This is a genomic window from Paenibacillus xylanilyticus (assembly GCF_013359935.1).
Lineage (GTDB): Bacteria > Bacillota > Bacilli > Paenibacillales > Paenibacillaceae > Paenibacillus > Paenibacillus xylanilyticus.
This window is the reverse complement of the sequence record NZ_JABMCB010000206.1, coordinates 106,996-125,352: the sequence shown is the minus strand read 5'-3', so window position 1 is coordinate 125,352 and position 18,357 is coordinate 106,996. Positions and strand designations below refer to the sequence as shown.

The window sequence follows — 18,357 nt, the reverse complement described above, 5'->3', positions numbered from 1 at the left end:
TTATTTGATATGGTTAAGGGCATGGGCTGAAGCGGACACTAATAAACCCCTTCCTGACCCATGCGTTTCACCAAACGGTTTGCAGCCACTACGAGCACCAGCCCGACAACTGATTTAAACAGTCCAACCGCCGTACTATAGCTGAAATCGCCCTGCTCGATCCCCGTACGATATACATAGGTGTCGAATACTTCGGCCACTTCAGATACAGCGCCGTTATACATGAGGAAAATCTGCTCGAACCCGACCTCCATGATGTCCCCCAGTCTTAAAATAAAGAGCACTATAATGACACTGCGGATGGCAGGCAGCGTAATGTGCCAGATCTGGCGCAGCCGCCCTGCTCCATCCATTCGTGCTGCCTCATATAGTTGGGTGTCTACACTCGCCATGGCGGCCAGAAACACGATCGTTCCCCAGCCCGCTTCCTTCCACATGGCTTGCAAGGTGACCATGATCCAGAAGCTGTCCGGGTTCGTTAGAATGTCCACCCTCGGCCAGCCCCATAAGGCAAATAGCTCGTTGACCAGTCCTGTTCCCTTGGCGAACAGAAGGAACGTCAGTCCTGCAATAATCACCCAGGAGAGGAAGTGCGGCATGTATATGACCGTCTGGATCAGTCTCTTGTACGTCACATTGCGGAGTTCATTGAGCCCCAGCGAGATCAGAATCGGAAAAGGAAAAAACAAGATCAGATTCAGCAGGCTGATGGCAAGGGTATTTCGAAACAGTAAGGCAAAGTCCGGGTTGGCAAATAGCGCAGTAAAGTGCTGCAATCCAACCCATTCGCTGCCCTGAATCCCCCTGAAGGGGGAATAGTCCTGGAACGCAATGACAATGCCCCACATCGGGATATATTTGAAAACGAGAAAGAACAGGATGCCGGGCAGTGCAAGCAAATATAACGATCGATCGCGCCGCAGCGCGGAGAGCCATTTCGTCCGTCTGTTTCTTTTGGCTGAAGTCTGCTTTCCCTTGTGGGTGCTAAGGTGTTGCTCGGTTACGCTCATGGTTAGCAGCTCCTTCCCTCAGATTCACTGTCCGTTTCTTTTCTTGTAAGCCTCCGTCATCTCATCACTCATAGCCTGAACATTCGGATCATTACGCAGGGACTCCACAAAGGTATCCCATGCTTCAATTGGCTCACGACCCAAAATAATTTTCGCCTTGAGATCCTGGATCTTCTTGTTCAGTTCAGGCAGAATCTTCTGTCCTGTTTCCGATTGAAGACCAGCGGATAGGTCGGCCACACTCGTTTTGTCCCGTTCGGCCTCCACTTTCTTGAACAGTTCATTCGCCTGTGTCTCCTCATCCGTTTCGCCTGTGGTATCCCAAGGCAGATCAATGACGTTAACGATATGATTGAAATCCGAGGCGTTGTCCGCCGTTAATTTCTCGGTACTCGCTACCTTTTTGCCATCGACCACTTTATAATGCGTACCTTCAATTCCGAACTGCTGAATTTCAAACACTTCCGGATTCATCCAGGTGTCGACGAGTTGGAGAATTCGTTTCATTTTCTCTTCCGGCACGCTAGCAGGGATCGCCAAAATGCCGTTGTACCCTGATCCTTTCGGGTTATATCCATTCAGATTGGTCAGAGGATAAAAATCCGTATACTTAAAAGAAGGATCAACCTTTTTCAGATCATCGGCATAGATTTTGCGCATCGTGCCTGTCTTGTCCACAATAATGCCCGCCTGATTACGCTTGAACAGTTCTCTTGCCTGCGTCAGCTTGAGCGAAAGAAGATCCTCAGGCATCATGCCGCTGCTGTAGGCTTTCGTCAGATATTGAAGGGACTCTCTTACCTCGGGCAGCAGTTCCCTGTAGACCAATTTGCCCTCTGTTTCATCCCACTTCCAACTGCTGTTGGTTCCAATAAAAGAACTTTCAATGGCACCCAGTACCGGTCCCAGATTACCGCCCCAACCCAGATCATCCGGACTGACATAAGCGGCAAGTGCCGTGGTATCGGATTGTCCGTTTCCATCCGGGTCCTGTTCCACAAACGCCTTCATCACATCGAACAATTCATCTGTCGTCTCCGGCACCTGCAGGTTTAATTTGTCGAGCCAGTCCTTGCGGATAATGAAAAAAGAATCTCCCGTTACCGGCCGAGGCCGCGGTATGCCGTAATTGTTGCCGTCTGCTGCCTTAGTTGTTTCCCAGGCAATATCCGGAATGCCCTTGCTCAGGTTTGGATAGTCCTGGATGTAAGGTGTTATATCCCAGAATGCACCTTGCTTGACCATCTTGGTGAAGGTGCTTCCAAACGGATCATTAATCATGATTAAATCGGGAAGATCCCCGGATGCAAGCGTCAGGTTCAGCTTGTCGCCATAAATATTGTTCGAGACCCACTGAATACTCATTTTGGAGTTGGTTGCTTTTTCAATCGCGCGTTTGATTACATTATCATCAGCTGCAGGAACTGCACTTGGTGTAATCGTCATGATGCTAACTTCCAATGGAGCATCTGGATTTCCGCTGCTGCTTCCATTCGTCTGCGCTTCTCCTTTACTTCCGCATGCACTGAGAACGACAGACATGACCATGACAATGGATATGATCCAGGCCAGATTACGGGTGTTACGTCTCCCCACTTTTTGCATAGGCTTCCTCATCCTCCTTAGTCTCTTAAACCTATCGTATTAATCGGATTAACGATTAAAAAAGGGGCTTTGACAGGCTAATGAGGAAGGATCCTCCTTGCCAAATCAAAGCTTTCACTCACTATAACGAACACCCGTATTTCCTGCAATTGCACTTTTTTGCACTCGTAAATCGGCTTTCAACCAGCCTTATATACCCGTGTACGGTTGGATGATACGCTCGTCCCACACCTGTACTTCAATATAACGCTCCGGACCGAGATCGCCATTTCGGTTCCATTCCTGAGGCCATCCATAGGATTGAATGACGTCTAGGATTTCCGATAAGTAGCGAACGGTCCGACACTTTTTTCAAAATAATGATATGCGTTCAATTCTGTCATACAGATCACGGCCTTTTTTGTTAGCGATGTGAATACAAATTCTTTATAAACCTCACTACTCAATCACACAAGGCCACTGCGAGTGCAGTACCATCTTCCGGTTCTGCCTCTCCGTTAATGTGTGTATGTATTTTGCGTTTACATCGTCTATTCCTCGTACAGCCTGGTTTTCTGAATAATAGATTGAATAAACGGAGCCTTGGCAGCCGTGTATCCAACACGGTCATGCCTGAACTGCTGTTCCAGCTTCTTTTTCAATACATAATACGCTTGCCTAACTTCAGGGTCTCTCCTGAGAGCATTGCGAAACAGCAAATGTTCATTCCATTCCACACTCTTATACTTATATACATGAAGATGGTGGGTACCTGCTCTCCATTGCCCTTTACGAAAAAACAGGCGCTCCGTAAATTCCGGCTTGGGCACATATTCATAACCCAGTTCCGCCAAAGCTTCAATATGTAATGTTTGTACATCAGCCAAATCATGCACTCCTGCCATCATATCGATTAATGGTTTCGCGCCCAGACCCGGCACGGATGTACTTCCGATGTGTTCGAAATCCACACAGATATCTGTCAGGACCCTCATGATTTCTACGCGTTCTGCGTTATAATCCTCTACCCAACTTGGGTCATATTCGGATACAATCACTTCTTCTTTCATAATAGGTTTACGCCTTTCAGTCTCTTACTTTTATTAGCCATAGTGTACATCATGTGAACTTTGATTGAAATGATATTATCGTTCCTCCATCTTTCTTTTATCACTGGAGAGCCTGTTGCCAATTCATTGGGTTTTCCATCTTATTTCTACACGCCTCCATATTCTCATCGGGAATCCTCTTCTTTATATGCTTTCATTAATTTTGGTCAGCAATTTCTTTAAGATTTGCTTTTCCTCGTCAGTAAGGGCTTGAACGATTTCATCCTCCACCTTTTGGAATGAATCATTAAAGCTTTGAATCAATTCAATCGCTTTTGGTAATACATATATATTTTTTTGCCGTTCATTATTGGCCGGGATTTTGCGCTCAATGTACCCTTTTTGCTCTAGACCCTGAAGCATGCTTGTAATGCTAGCCCCACGCAGATGAAACCGATCTGCTAGATCCTTTTGAATAATATCCTTGTCTTGATTCTCGTAAATGTAGTCGATTACTTTTCCTTGTTGAGAGCTTAATCCTAGCTCTTTTATACTCTCGTCCGCTCTTTTTTTTAGCTTAAGTCCGATAATCTGAAACAAATCCAGATAAGGCGTATCCTTTCGAGATTCCATTATCGCCCCTCCTCCGATTGTTAGAAGTCTAATTGTAAGTAAATAAACTATAAAGCGATCGTTTAAGATTGTCAAAAAAACATTAGTTCATTGACAGTTAGAAACCTAACAGTTATACTCCGAATTGTTGGAAGCCAAACACTTAGGGGGATAGAATTCAAATGGAAAAGTTAACTCGAAATTCTGCGTCAGAACAAGTCACGGCGATTACAAATGTACGTATATTTGATGGATATCAAATGATTACACCCAGGCATGTTGTCATTAAAGCGGAGTCCATTATTTCAGTGGGCGGAGACATTCCAGCCAATGCAACGATTATAAATGGAGAAAATGCGACTCTGATACCTGGTCTGATTGATGCACATGTCCATACCTCAATCGGCGGATTACGAGATGCCTTAAAATTTGGCGTTACAACAGAACTCGAAATGAACGGTGATTTTACTCAAAGAGGGCGCGAAATTCAGCTGAATAATTTGAATGACGTCGCAGACGTCCGTTCTGCTGGCACCGCGATCAGCGCTCCGGGCGGACATCCGGATGAATTAGTGCCTGATGATGGTGAAATACCTGAATTCATATTAAAGGAACTAGAGAAGTTGTCGGAGCAAGACCGGGAAGCAATGCTGGCCGCATACGCTCACGATCATGAAGAAATACCGCAAGTGACGACAGTGGAAGAAGCGATTAAACATGTGCATACTCAAGTGGAAAATGGAGCCGACTATATTAAGATTATGATTGAAGAAGGAACGGTCATGGGTGCACCTGGCCTACCAGTACTTAGCGACGAGATTCTAAAAACAGCCGTGACCGAAGCACACAAGTTCGATAAGCTGGTCATCGCTCACGTCTTGACCGCTCTTTCATCGCAAGAAGCCATCGATTTTGGAGTCGACGGTTTGGGCCACTTGTTTATCGACAGACCCGAGTACACGCACGATGTAGTAAGATCCATTGCCGATTCAGGTGCTTTTGTTACACCGTGCTTGGTGTTGAACTCATCGATTATTGGAAATCCGGCATCGGAATTGGCAAATGATCCTCGTGTTCATTCCAAATTAAGTCCGGATTGGATCGATATTTTGAACTCAAGCTTCAATACGTTCCCGCAAGGCAATTTGGAGAACAGCTTTAAGAATGTGATGGACCTTCACCGTGCCGGAGTTGATATTCTGGTAGGGACGGATGTTGCACCGGTTCCCGTTCCGAACCTTGGCGGCCTTGCTCATGGGGCCAGTGTTCACCATGAAATGCAGCTGCTGGTGAAGGCCGGGTTCACTCCGATCGAAGCTCTTCAGTCGGCTACTTCGAAACCAGCCCGTTGCTTCGGTCTCCATGATCGCGGCCGGATTACCGAAGGTGCTCGTGCAGATCTTATTCTCGTTAATGGTGATCCGACCACTAATATTTCGGATACATTGTCAATCAAATCGGTCTGGTTCAATGGTTCGCAGCAACTAGGCTAGAACCAGAGAAAATGCCCTGTTTCATTCATTCAGGCCACATCGTATCGTACACAATAAACAATAAAAAAAGCGTCAGCAGCCGCATAAATTCTTATGCCATGCTAACGCTTTTTTAGGTTCACGATGTGCTGTACAGTTTAAGTTGGAATGACTATTTCCAACTCCACTCTGGCAGCTGATCCAAAGTTACGACATATTTGCTATTGTACACTTCCTTTAAGAAATCCACTGTATTATGCTGGCCGCCCCTCAGGAATTCTCCTGTCCAGGTACAGAACCAGCTCCAATGAACGCCCTGCTCCTTCATCTGCTGCGGATCAGGAATGGAGCCGTTCTCGGCCAGTGCAATAATTTTACTGTCATTCACCAGTTCACGCAGATTCTCATAGCGTTCAGCAAGCGGGCTGTGATTCCCTGCCTCCGGATATACATCAACACTCACGATGTCCACCAGATCATCACCCGGATACCACTCTGGCTTTTCCGAGTTCCATACCCAGATGAGATTGCCCAGCTCATGCTTGTTGACTAATCGATCGTACATCAGACGATATAACTGTTTGGCCGACTCGGGCCCTTTCGCTCCCCACCAGAACCAACCTCCTTCAGCTTCATGAAGGGGCCGAAATAACACAGGCACTCCAACGTCCTTAAGCTCCTGCAGATGCCCGGCGATCACATCGATATCCCGGATCAACAACGCATACTCATCCGATTCGGGGTGAGCCAGCGCGGCAGCGAGATCAAATGTCGTAGCCTCCGTATAGAATCCCCGCCACCATTCCTTACCTGGTTCATCGATAAGATTGGATGGTGAATTCCAATGCCAGCATAAAGTCACGATCCCGCCTTGCCGGTGCCATGCAATCATATCCCGAATCTCCTCGGAGGTTGCCCCCCGCTCGGTTCTTGAAGGAGAGTATTCCATGAGATCAAAGCCAATCACAGCGGGCTTCCGGCCTGTGTTTTCATTAATCCAGTTCAGATTGCCGTAATCCTGCTGACCCGACAGAACCCCTTTCCCATAGTGCTCTGCCAGGTACTTCATCAGTTCTCTGGCCTCGGAAGTCGCATCTTTATTCACCAAAGTCCTGCTTATCTTTTGTTCCGTCATTGATAATCCCCCATTCCAAGGCATGATACATAGCAACCCAAATATCAAAAACACCCGAATTACGCTTCCTATACGCCTACTCCAAGCCCACTTACCCAACAACACCGGAACGTTCAATACTCTCCACGAAATAGCGCTGTACAAAGAGATACAAAATAATCAGCGGCGCAATCGCCAGCAAAATGCCCGTATCCACAATCATGGCAACATAGTTCGGATCGGCCTTCATGCCGGAACTTGAACCAAAACCCATGAGTTGCGGAATCAATTGGTTCGCCTGAGCGGGTAAGGATGCCACCTTCAGCGAGATCAGCGGACTTTCGCTCATGAATAGCGCCGAATAGAACGTATCATTATACTGCCAGACAAAGGAGAACAGAATGACCGTGATCAGTGGTGAAATGGCGTTGGGCAGCATGATCCGGGCAAATGTCCGGAAACCGCCTGCACCATCAATCAGCGCAGCTTCTTCAATTTCCTTCGGCATGCCCTTGAAGAACTGACGGAAAATATAAATGAACAGTCCTGCCTTGAGCCCTCCTGCCGTCGCTGCGGTAATCATGGAAGGCCAGTACGTATTTAACAGGTTGATCCCTTCACGCCCCGTAAACAGATGAATGATGCCCAGAAAGTCAAAACTGCGAAAATGCAGATACATCGGCACCATCAGGGTACTTGTCGGAACCAGAATGGTGAGGATAACCAGTACAAAGAGTATATTGCTGCCTGGAAAAGTAAACCGGGCGAAGCCATATCCGGCAAGCGCACAGGACATGGCCGTCAAGAGCGTCGTGATCGTGACAAACAGCAAAGTGTTTGCCAGCAAAGGCAGGTAATCCATCACCTGCGCCGCAAGTTTGATATTGTCCAGCGTAAAATGCTGGGGAATCATATAGATGGTCGGATTGTAGATGTCCTGTTTATCTTTGAACGCAACCGATATTTTAAGAAATAACGGGTACAAAATAATAAAAGAAATGCCAATGACCAGTGCATATCTGAATATGGAATACAGGAGGTCCGATGTTTTGTTTCGCACCCGCTGCATGTGATAATTCTGCTTCGGAACCACCACCATGCGATCCGTTCCCGACACAGCCATGTCTGATGCCCTCCTTTAACGTTAACCGTCAGTTGTAATGTACCCGCCGTGACAGCACCCAGCCAACCACGATCAATACGAGGCCAATGACCAGCGTATACAGCCAGGACATAGCCGAGCTCAGTCCGAAATTTTGGGTTTTAAATGCCGTTTGATAAATGGCCTCTGTGACCGGACTTCCTGCAAATGAATCAATAATGGTATAGATCACATTCGTCAATATCAACGGACTGACCATGGGAAATGTAATCTTCCAGAATGATTCATAGGCTGTTGCCCCTTCAATTTTGGCTACTTCGTACATGGAACCCGGTACCGATTGCAATGCGGCGAGAAAAATCAGAATCTGAACGCCCGAGCTGCTGATGATCTCGTAAATTCGCATGATCGCTTCGACAATGTAATCCACATAGGCCATCGGCAAACCAACATTGGCCAGCATCCTGACGATGGAAACAACGTTGAACGAAGCTCCCCCATCCGCAGTCGACTCAACAGCACTGGCGTCCCCCATCAAGTTGATTAACCCGGCTGACTCCGCTGCTGCCACTGCACTGGAGGCCAGAATGACAGGCAGGAAGAAGATGGCTCGCGCCATGGTTCTGCCCTTGAATTTCTGGTTGAGCAGTGTTGCTGTAAACAGGCTGAAAAACAGAATCATGGGCACATTCAGCAGCATCGCCCCAACCGAATCAATCAATATCCGGTTAAATGTGGCGTCAACCAGAAGTGCATCCTTGAAATTTTTCAATCCGATAAAGTCGAGAACATACCCTCCCGGAGCAACCGACAGATTGCTGAAACTAAACCGGATCGATTGCAGCAGTGGTGTCGCAAAAAGGAAGATGAAACCAATCAGCCATGGCGAGATAAACGCAAGGCCAAGCAGCGCTCTCCGAGATTTCAACGATAAACGAAGGGTTCTCATCGGCTCACTCCTTCCACCGCGTAATCTGCACCGCCAACCGTAATTCCCCCCACGTTAACCGGCTGGTTCGTGTAATTCACGAGAATTGAACCACCGCCGCTGTACGTGACCCGGACCACGCCATCCTGAATCCGTTCATGTTTGGAGATCTGCTGGTTTCCCAGTCCTTTTAACACCTCATTCGCTTCCTTATACAAGGCAACCGCATCATCCACCCAGTCTCCATACGCTGTAGCATAAGCCGAATCATAATTCGTTAACTTCAGCCTGGATGACGGTTCATAGGTCCACTGGAATTGCGGAGCTGCACCAAGTTCGAGACTTTGCAGCAGCTTCTTGCGCAAGTCCTGATCCCCGGAAGTATTCATTGGAGAAGCGGCATAGTTGATATATCCATGAATGACCATTTCGTAAAAAGGAACTTCCTCATCGGTAATGTTGAATCGGCTGGAGCCTGATGGCACATCAACAATGTGCTGCCCATATCCCCACGCATAAGCGTTAGCCGATGATAACATCATGTCCGGATATTCCTGCTGCAGCTTGCCGAGCTGCTCCTTCACAATGTTCTTCGCGGTCTCTCGGTGGATTACACGGCTATCCCGATAATCGGAAGCCAGAACCTGCCCGAGATCACGAAGTGACAATCCACTTAGTTTCAATTTTCTTGTTTTCGCGGCAAACTCGCTCACCACATAAGGAAGCTTGGCAGCCGAAAGGAGATAATAACTGTCCTTGCTCTGATCCATCCGGTTGAGTGCAGGACTGTAAGGATACAATTCAGCTGTCTCCTTGGTTACAAAACGTGCTGCATCGGAAGATGGCGCAAAACGCCAGTCATCGTGATAGATCCGTTGAAATGCCACATCAGGAAATAATGCACCCCCGGACTGCTTCAACTGGGCGGACAGGTCCTGTAACTCGGAACGACTGCCCAATTCACTGTCCAGCTTCACCCGGGTTGGCATATGATGGCTAATACCACCGCCGAACCATCCCTGATATCGCATTTGCACGTGATTCACACCTTCCTGCTGTAACTTCGCGGCCATTTCGGCTGCCTGTTCGTATGTGGTCATGGCTAACGTGGTCCGATAGGGAACGCCAAGAAACGAAGCTTTTTTGTCCACGGCACCAAGCACATCCACATAAAATGGCAGCTCCATCTGTTCTGTCAACGGTTTTAGTACATCCTGCTCTACCAACTGCTGCTGATACAAGCGGGCCATGCCAGAGTAACTGGCATCTTCTCCATGAAGGAAATGGTACCGGACCTGAAGATCTCCTCGATAAGGCTCTTCACTTAGCAGCTGAATCTCCTGCATATTCTGCGAGGTGTACATTTCCAGTTCACCCTCGCCGCGTAGAGAAAAGGTCGCATGAACATGATTGTAGCTGTTCTGTCTGCCTCCAATATCCGCAGTGATGCTTGCCATGCCGTCCCCTTTTTCAATTACCGCAAACCAGGCATTTTCCCCGTTCTTCAAACCAAACACAGGCATATGTGCAGATTCACTAACCTGCGGGCGACTAAGCGAATTATCGTTGGGGTCTGCACCATATACGCGTTGTACATACTGTTCTTCCTTGATCTTTCCGTTGTTCAGGTGAATCAGGCTGCCTGAACCGTCAGGCACGAACATATAGCCCTCTCCCTCCGTATCCGCTGCCCCAAAGTAAGCAAGCAAGTCGATATTACGAATACGGTATGGTCCACTTTCTTCCACTTGGTTCAGAGGTACGGTCACCATCAGCGAGCCTTGATCCAGCCGGTATTCTACCGGAATGACGAAGGTTGGCTTATCCGATGCGCCACCGCCTTCCACCCCGTTCTCCTGATTGTCAAAAGCAAGATCATCAGCGGTATAACCTGCTGTCTCAAAGGCATCCAGCATCTTGTTCAGGACAAGCTGCTTCGAAATCTGTCCATCGAGCCTTTCCAGCACATCCGGATTGTTCTTGGTCGGATAGTAACGGGCAGACGTGTATCTTGCGACTGTAGCATCCAGTTTCGAAAGAACCTTCTCTTCCAGACGCTGCTTGCTAATCAACTTGGGCAGCGCATCAATCCCGAGCGAGGTATCTCCAAGCGTATAGGTAATCCGAATTCCCTGATCCACGTTGGCAGCAACAAATTGTTTGTTACTAATACTGGAGCTGAAGTTGGGGAAATTCTCTAACGTACCGATTGTATCCCGGTAGGACACATTCAGCTGGGAGGACAGAACTTCCTTTTCATAAGCGGATGCCAGACCATCCTGATGACGCTCTTTTGGATTGCTGTACCAGATCTCTCCGCTCTTCCCGTCACGTACTGCGATTTCCGTTGTCTCCTCGTTATAGTACAGTGCCAGTCCCTGATCTTCGGCAATCAGCTGCATACCAGGAACCCCCTGAGAAGAATCTGTAAGGAATTGCAGTGGCTCCGTTTCGGTTGGGACGGCCTCGGTTGTCGCTTCAAGATAAGCCGCTGCTTCCACGGCAGGAACTCCCCTGTTGTTCATATACAGCAGTCCGGCTGCAATCAGGATCACAGCTGCACCACTGGCCAGCACCGTATATAATCGTTGCCTTTTGTTCACGGATGCCGCCTCCTTTAGGTCCGAAAAATCAACTCGCGATAGATGTTGTAACCGAATTCATATAATTGCTGCAGCATGCTGAAGACGAGCGCTCCAAGGAATACGATAATGCCCATGACGATGACCGTCAGCAGTATGGTCATCAACGTTTTGATCACCGTGTACTGGTGTACCGTCATCATGCCGATGAACAAAAGCAGCATAAACCAGAAGAACGCAATGGCATTGAACAGATAATAAAAAGCCGTTTCTTCCTGTACCATAAACCTGCTAACGATAATCATCGGGGCGTAGATCACAATAATCGGAATCAGCGAGTATCCTGTGGCCAGAACGATTTCCCTGAACTTTCCTTCCCCTTCCATCAGGGTGGTTACCGACCAGTTGGCGATGCACCAAAGAAAGAACGGTACCGCAACCGTTACGATCTCCCCTATGCTGTTGATTGTGCGAGGATCGATGTAATTCACGAGAAATCCCGCGTATTGCTTTTGCAAAATCATCATGACAATGGTAAGCGCCAATGCTGCAAAAGCGACAAGCAGCCGGCCACGGTTATCCGACTTGAGATCCCAGAATGCATCGATGGGGTGAAAAATGAGATGCAGCGGAAACTTAATGTAGTCCTGCTTCACGATCAACCTGCCTCCTCCGTCTCCATTTAACCGCCACCCGGGTCAGGATCAGAATGAAAATCAACGCGATCGAGGCGGTCAGGAACGTTCCGAAGTGTTCCTTCATCATCTCCCGCCGATACCTTTTGAACGCGACAGAATAACTCTTGCGATCCATCCCAAGTTCGAAGTAACCCAGCGCTTCCTCGTTTTTCTTCTCCATCAGCAGGGACTTACCGATCCCGATATAAGCGATATCATAGTTGGCATTCAGCTTCAGCACTTCTCTCCAAATATGGACGGCCTCTGTATCCTCGCCCTGATAGTGAAGAGCAACCGCCTCATTCACGCTCGCTCCGAACCGTGTCGGCTCATAGACAACCAGATTGCTTCTGCCCCGGTCAAGGACCAACTGATGCTCACCGGATTGCTCAATGGCGACGGGAGTTTTGAGTGTGCCTACCTGATTTCCTTTGCCACCATATATGTAGAGCAGATGACCTTCATCGTCATAAGTGAACACCCTGTTCTGGGTCGCATCCAGTACACTATACATGCCGTTGCCGAGAACTTTCACATCAATCAGCTTGGATGGCCCGGGGTTATTGCGGAATCGGATGTCTCCTTTGACGTCAAAATAACCAAAACGCTTCAGCACATCTTCACCGGAGGGATTCAGGCGTTTGATCGGTTCATTCGAGCCGGGGTCAATATTCGTTGCATATACAAATCCTTTATGGTCCATATCCACATTGGAAAACTCTGTTGGGACAAACAGGACCATCTGTGCCCGCTGGGCTTTGGTCGATAACATCCGCCAGATATATTCGCCGTAGTCCCGTTCTACCTTGTTGGTGCCGACGTATCCAATGAACTTCCCCTTTTCATCGAATTGCATAATTCCCTCATACACACCCTGAGCCACCACGAATACCCGACCTACACGGTCAACGGTCAGCTTCAGCGGTTGGAACTGAAAATTGGTCGCGAGAATATCGGACTCGGGCTTCGTAATGGTATGGATCAGCCCACCTTCTCCATCAAGGACGACCACGCGACTGTTGCCCGTATCTGCAACGTATATGTGTTCTTCTTCATCCACAAACAATCCGCCTGGAAGGTTGAATGTCTCCTTGCTGCCATCCATCACAAATTCATCAATGACGCGCCGCAGTTTATAATCGGTGTCCAATACGATAATTCGACTGTTGCCGGTATCCAAAATATAGATCAACCCGGAGGGAGAAACGTTCACATCACCGGGGTCTTTGAACTCACTAATGCCGAGGTCGCTGCCTGATATGGTACGCTCGGGCAGATAGGCATCCGGCGAAGGAACGGCTTCTTTCCAATAGTTGTAGTTATAACTCTCATACGGCGCCGGGGAGGCCGCCGCAGGCACGGCATTCACCAGCAGCAGAGATACTGTCGCCAGGAGAACAAGCCATCTTTTCACTGTGCGTGCCATATCGTTCCCCCTTAATCCTTCATGCCCGAGCTCGCCATCGTCTCAATGATTCGGCTCTGAGAGAAAATAAATAGCGTGATCGGCACACTCATCAAAATAAGTGCTACCGCTGCACCCGCTCCTGCCCGGGATATTCCGCCCTGAATAATCTGGCCTGCTGCATAATGCAGTGTCTTGAGCTGCTCGCTGTAGATGTATCCATTGCCGTCACTGCCCCACAGCATCTGAAACAGCAGAATAATCAATGTAAGCCAGGCTGGCTTCACATTCGGCATGACGATGGACCAGAAGATCCGGTATTCGCTGGCACCATCAATCTTGGCTGCTTCCAGCAGCGCATCCGGAATTTGCTCCATGAACTGTTTCATGAGATATAAACCTAATGAATAGGCAAATGCCGGGATAATGACAGCCCAGTACGTATCGATCCATCCAAGCCATGACATGATCATATAGTTCGGGATCGCCGTCACAGCAGGTGTGAACATCAACGACAGTACAACCACCTGGAACATGAACACTTTGCCTGGAAATTTGTGTTTAGCCAGCGGGTAAGCCGCTGCGGAAGCCAGGAGCACATGACCCACGATGCCAATACCCGTAATAAATACCGTATTGAATATATAGCGCGAGAACGGCACCCACGAGTCACTTAGCAGATTCAGCAGATCCGTAAAGTTGCTGAACGTGGGATTTTTGACAAAAAGTGTTGGCGGAAAGGTAAAAATCTCATCCAGCGGTTTAAATGCATTGTTGATTGCATAGATCAGCGGCAGCACCATGAAGGCACCAAATACGAGCAGAAGGGCAAACAGGGAGAGACTTCCCGACAGCGAGCGATTTACCCGCTTTTTGCCTGTCGCAATTGCAGCCATAGCTATTCTCCCACCCTTCGAAGCAGTTTCTGTACCAGCAGGTTGGTGCCTACCATAATCATGAACAGCACGGTTGCAATGGCCGAGGCGTAACCCATCTCAAACCGTGTTGTACCGAAGTCGATCAAATGGGTGACCACAGTCTCTGCCGCATAGTTCACGCTCGGAAACCCGGCAAGTGCTATCGACACATCTGCCACGGCAAACGAGGTCGTGAGCTGAATGACTGCGCCGAACATCAGCTGTGGACGCATTGAAGGCAAGGTAATATACCATAGCTCCTGCCAGCGATTCTTGATCCCATCCACGGCTCCCGCTTCATATAAAGTCCGGTCAACCGTCTGCAAACCGGCGATAAATGCCAGGAAGCCCGTGCCCAGACTCAGCCACAATTGCACCAGAATGAGGATCGGCATAATGTAGGCTTCCGTCTTCAACCACTGAATTGGCTCGAGCAGAAAGCCCCATTTGATCAGGAGTCCATTGGCTATACCATAACGATCCCCTGAGAAAATCATCAGCCAGATGAAATAGACATTCCCTGAAATGGACGGCGCATAGAAAATCAGCGTCATGAACGCCCTCCATTTCGGTGTTAATTCATTAATGATCCATGCAAACACGAAACAGGCAATATAACTGATGGGTCCGGTAATAATTGCGAAGAGCAGCGTATTCTTGATGGCAATCAGGAATACGTCATCTTCCAGAAACAGCCGTGTATAGTTCTGCCAGCCAATAAAACGCGGAAACTCCAGCATGTTGAAATAGGTGAAGCTGAGTATGATCGAGATAACTACCGGAATCACGGTGAACATGGTGAACAGGATCATATAGGGGGCCAGCAGGACATAGGAATGTTTGCTGGCCTTCATCTCCTGCAGCTTCCAGCTCCACCATGATTTCATGCCCATCCTTGATGCTTTCTCAGGAGGACTGTTTTGCCCATCTCGGAGTGATATTTGTGACACGGTTAACCCTCCCTCTGCTTACGGAAGACCAAATTCATTACGCTTGACGCGAATCTCGTCCTGAATATACTGGGTGTAGTCCATAATGGATTCCCTTGCCTCCACTTGGCCGACAACCGTCTTGTAAAAGGCATTGAACAGATGGCGTCCGGTAAAATAACCACCAGGCACTTCAGGAATACCCTTCACCGTCTCGAATTGTGCCTTCAGGTTCGCATAATCCTCAGCAGGCCACGGGAGCGAATCAAGTGCTTTGATGTTGGCGGTTGGATAACGCGCGGCTGCACCCATCAGCCCTTCCATCTCACGACCAAACTCGGCCTGGACCGGTGTACTCGTCCACCACTTCATGAACTCCCATGCAGCTTCCTGATCTTTGGCACTCTCGAGCATCATGACCGCGCTGCCGCCGCCCGGAACGTCCCGATTCAATATTCCATCCGACTGCACAGTACCTGGGACAGGAACAAACCCCCATAATCCGCGGATCTCCGGTGCAAATACGGACAGCTGGTTATACATCGTGTAATCCGTCAGACCAATCGGCATCTGCCCTGTCCGGAAACGGTTGGCAAAGTCGTATTCCCGCTCCAGCTTGTAATCGGTGTAAAACTCTGTCCATTTCTTAAATGTCTCAATACCGATGCGGGAATCCAGATCCGATTCCTTGCCGTCATTGCGATAGAACGAGCCTCCGTTCTGCAGGAGCATCGTTGCATACTGCGAGTTAGGCGGAATGTTGACGCCCTGCATGTTGGCCTGGGCCACCACAGGCATGCCAAATTCCATATGATTTTTGCTCAGTATCGCCAGCAGGCTCTCGACATCATCCCACGTTTGAGGAACTTCAAGGCCCAACTCTTCCATGACATCTTTTCGGTAAAACAACATATTGAAGGTCTGTGTTTCCGGCAAGGCATATACGCCTGAATCATAGACGTACGGTACGATCGCACTTTCCCGGAATTCCTGTTCCACCGAGGTATAGTCACTGAATTTGGTCAGATCAACGGCCGAGTTACGCATGGCAAAGTTCACCGGCAGATCATTGCCGATCTGCATCGCTACATCCGGCCCTTCACCCGATAAAGTGGCTGGCAATAACGTGCCCATGTTAACCAGCTTCAGATTGACGCTGATCCCACTCTCCGGTGTGAACGTCTCATCAATCATTGCTTTCATTGTATTGGCCTGATCACGTCCACTCCCGATCCATACCGTCACCGTGCGCTGATCTTCTGATGTGGATACGTTTCCGATCTGGTTATAATCGATGAAAAATGAATTATAAAAAGTCTTTGCTTCGTGGCCGATCTTCGCCAGCGCTCCCATGCCTGTATCGGGAATGCTGCGGTCGAGGGACGCAACATACAGGGCATCAATTTCGAGCGGTTGCTCACGAGCCTGCTGCACCCATGTACCGAGCCCGCCTGTGTTCGTTTTGTAAGCGGCAAGCCTTCTTGGAATGGTATCCGGCTTGTCGATCATCTCATCCAGCTGCTGGGCCATCGTTTTGATCAATGCTTCCTGATCACTGGACTGACCTGACAGAATGCGAAGCTGCGCGGCTACTTCCTTCAAGCGTTTGCTCTCCCCGCTGAACACCTCCAGCAGATTCGGAATCTGCTTCTCCACCCGGTAATCCCGGAATTCATCAGGCTTGGTCCCCGTGATCATCAGGATTCGCCGATACATGGAGTTCAGGTTATACAGACTGTCCTCCACATTGCGGATGAGTGGCGCGAAGTCACCAAGGCTGTTCTCCAGCCGTATGACGTGTTTGCCTTTTTCGAGCTGAAACTTGTAAGCTTCCTTGCCTCCCATCACGTCAATGCGATAGTCACTTTGGTAACGGAAAGGCGCTTTGGTCATCTCGGCAAACGGAACTTCACCATCGATGGTCAGCTTGCGCGTGGAATATATGCCTTTTACGAAATTTTGCTGTGCAGTAAAACCGATATGATAAAGTCCACTCTCCGGCACATCCACTTCCCATTCGATCCACTGTCCTGGCAGACGCCAGTTATAGCCACCAATCGTATTGATGCGTACCTGGGAAGCACTGTAAGGAGATACCGCTGAACTTGATCTTTCACTGGTCGGGTATAGCGTAGGTGAAGATTTGGCCACTGCCGCTTCTCCTTCAACCCGAATGAGCACATCTTTCGGTTGCCCGGTAGAATCCGGCTGCTGCGCCCCTGCGGTCTCCTTATATGGAACGGCAGGCTTCTCATTGAATAGCCGTATCGATCGAATCACCATCGGTTCACGCGATGATTTCAGCGTTAGGGTGTGTTCCCCTTTTTCCAAATGAAACTTGAATGGAGCCTGTTCGTACCCGTCTGAGTCCTGAAACGTTTCTTCCATCCAGCGTGGTTTCTCCACTTGTTTGGGACGAAGATCATTGCCCTGATTATCCTGTTGGGCGGCTTCTTTCTCATTGCCCCATACCCGGTCAAACTGCAAATAGGCGGCTTCTGCAAACGGAAGTTCACCGTCAATATACAATGCGCGCTCAATTGCAGAACTCTTGCCTTCTACGGGAAAATAAACAGCGGATAGGTTATACAGTCCGGTTTCCGGCACATCCACAACCCAGTCAACCTCTCCCGTCTCTCCGGTATGAAGCGATACACCTGCCATGCCCTCATAATCACTCAGTTTGCGTACCTCTTCACCTTCCGCCCGTTTGTAGTCCTCTGCTTCAATGAGAATGTCCACATTCGGCAGTGGGGCCTCACCTGCTTTGGACAGATATTGTTCATACCCTTTCTTCTGCCTCGTCTGCTGCAAAATGGCATCCACCTCAATGGCAGGCAGACTGCCAGGCGGAACATCTGCACTCTCTACGTCCGTACCGGAGGTGAAATACAGTATGACGCAGGCTGCCGCTGCTACGATTACTGTGGGCAGGATCCATTTCTTTCGTTGTAGAATTCCAGCCATTCTACGAGT

The 18,357-nt window shown here is 48.8% G+C and carries 14 protein-coding genes; 1 reads left to right on the top strand and 13 read right to left on the bottom strand.

Annotated elements, in window-relative coordinates:
• Nucleotides 1-38 precede the first annotated feature (38 nt).
• From HP552_RS32405 to HP552_RS32390, 4 genes are all read right to left on the bottom strand, one after another.
• The gene (locus HP552_RS32405; protein ID WP_175399450.1) at nt 39-1,010 is read right to left on the bottom strand and encodes an ABC transporter permease; all 972 of its coding nucleotides are present in this window, start codon (nt 1,008-1,010) and stop codon (nt 39-41) included.
• Nucleotides 1,011-1,034: 24 nt separating this feature from the next.
• Nucleotides 1,035-2,615 (bottom strand): extracellular solute-binding protein, encoded by a 1,581-nt coding sequence (locus HP552_RS32400; RefSeq protein WP_246311158.1) that lies wholly within the window; start codon nt 2,613-2,615, stop codon nt 1,035-1,037.
• Nucleotides 2,616-3,145: 530 nt separating this feature from the next.
• Nucleotides 3,146-3,664, bottom strand: a complete 519-nt coding sequence (locus HP552_RS32395) for a GrpB family protein (RefSeq protein ID WP_175399448.1) — start codon at nt 3,662-3,664, stop codon at nt 3,146-3,148.
• Between the two features lie 183 nt (nt 3,665-3,847).
• Complete coding sequence (locus tag HP552_RS32390; protein WP_175399447.1) at nt 3,848-4,276, bottom strand: MarR family winged helix-turn-helix transcriptional regulator; 429 nt, start codon at nt 4,274-4,276, stop codon at nt 3,848-3,850.
• A 161-nt stretch (nt 4,277-4,437) separates the two neighbouring features.
• Between HP552_RS32390 and HP552_RS32385 the strand changes: the two genes are divergently transcribed.
• On the top strand, nt 4,438-5,748 hold the full coding sequence (locus tag HP552_RS32385; protein WP_175399446.1) for an amidohydrolase family protein: 1,311 nt from the start codon (nt 4,438-4,440) through the stop codon (nt 5,746-5,748).
• Between the two features lie 151 nt (nt 5,749-5,899).
• On the opposite strand, the gene HP552_RS32380 is transcribed toward HP552_RS32385, so the two are convergent.
• The 9 genes from HP552_RS32380 to HP552_RS32340 all read right to left on the bottom strand — a co-directional run bounded on the left by HP552_RS32380 (nt 5,900) and on the right by HP552_RS32340 (nt 18,348).
• Nucleotides 5,900-6,862: a glycosyl hydrolase gene (locus HP552_RS32380; RefSeq protein ID WP_217506634.1), complete on the bottom strand. Its 963-nt coding sequence runs from the start codon at nt 6,860-6,862 to the stop codon at nt 5,900-5,902.
• 91 nt (nt 6,863-6,953) lie between these two features.
• Nucleotides 6,954-7,910, bottom strand: a complete 957-nt coding sequence (locus HP552_RS32375; protein WP_376769005.1) for a carbohydrate ABC transporter permease — start codon at nt 7,908-7,910, stop codon at nt 6,954-6,956.
• Nucleotides 7,911-7,992: 82 nt separating this feature from the next.
• Nucleotides 7,993-8,892, bottom strand: coding sequence for a carbohydrate ABC transporter permease (locus tag HP552_RS32370; RefSeq protein WP_175399444.1), 900 nt, complete (start codon nt 8,890-8,892; stop codon nt 7,993-7,995).
• A complete protein-coding gene (locus HP552_RS32365) occupies nt 8,889-11,474 on the bottom strand; it encodes a DUF5696 domain-containing protein (RefSeq protein WP_175399443.1) in 2,586 nt (861 codons plus the stop codon). The genes HP552_RS32370 and HP552_RS32365 overlap by 4 nt, the downstream gene beginning before the upstream one ends.
• A 14-nt stretch (nt 11,475-11,488) precedes the next feature.
• The gene (locus tag HP552_RS32360; protein WP_175399442.1) at nt 11,489-12,109 is read right to left on the bottom strand and encodes a YIP1 family protein; all 621 of its coding nucleotides are present in this window, start codon (nt 12,107-12,109) and stop codon (nt 11,489-11,491) included.
• A complete protein-coding gene (locus HP552_RS32355) occupies nt 12,090-13,556 on the bottom strand; it encodes an NHL repeat-containing protein (RefSeq protein ID WP_175399441.1) in 1,467 nt (488 codons plus the stop codon). Before HP552_RS32355 ends, HP552_RS32360 begins: the two co-directional genes overlap by 20 nt.
• A gap of 11 nt (nt 13,557-13,567) precedes the next feature.
• Nucleotides 13,568-14,431 (bottom strand): carbohydrate ABC transporter permease, encoded by an 864-nt coding sequence (locus HP552_RS32350; protein WP_017689719.1) that lies wholly within the window; start codon nt 14,429-14,431, stop codon nt 13,568-13,570.
• Between the two features lie 2 nt (nt 14,432-14,433).
• Nucleotides 14,434-15,345: a carbohydrate ABC transporter permease gene (locus tag HP552_RS32345; RefSeq protein WP_175399841.1), complete on the bottom strand. Its 912-nt coding sequence runs from the start codon at nt 15,343-15,345 to the stop codon at nt 14,434-14,436.
• 75 nt (nt 15,346-15,420) lie between these two features.
• On the bottom strand, nt 15,421-18,348 hold the full coding sequence (locus HP552_RS32340; protein WP_175399440.1) for an extracellular solute-binding protein: 2,928 nt from the start codon (nt 18,346-18,348) through the stop codon (nt 15,421-15,423).
• Nucleotides 18,349-18,357 lie beyond the last annotated feature (9 nt).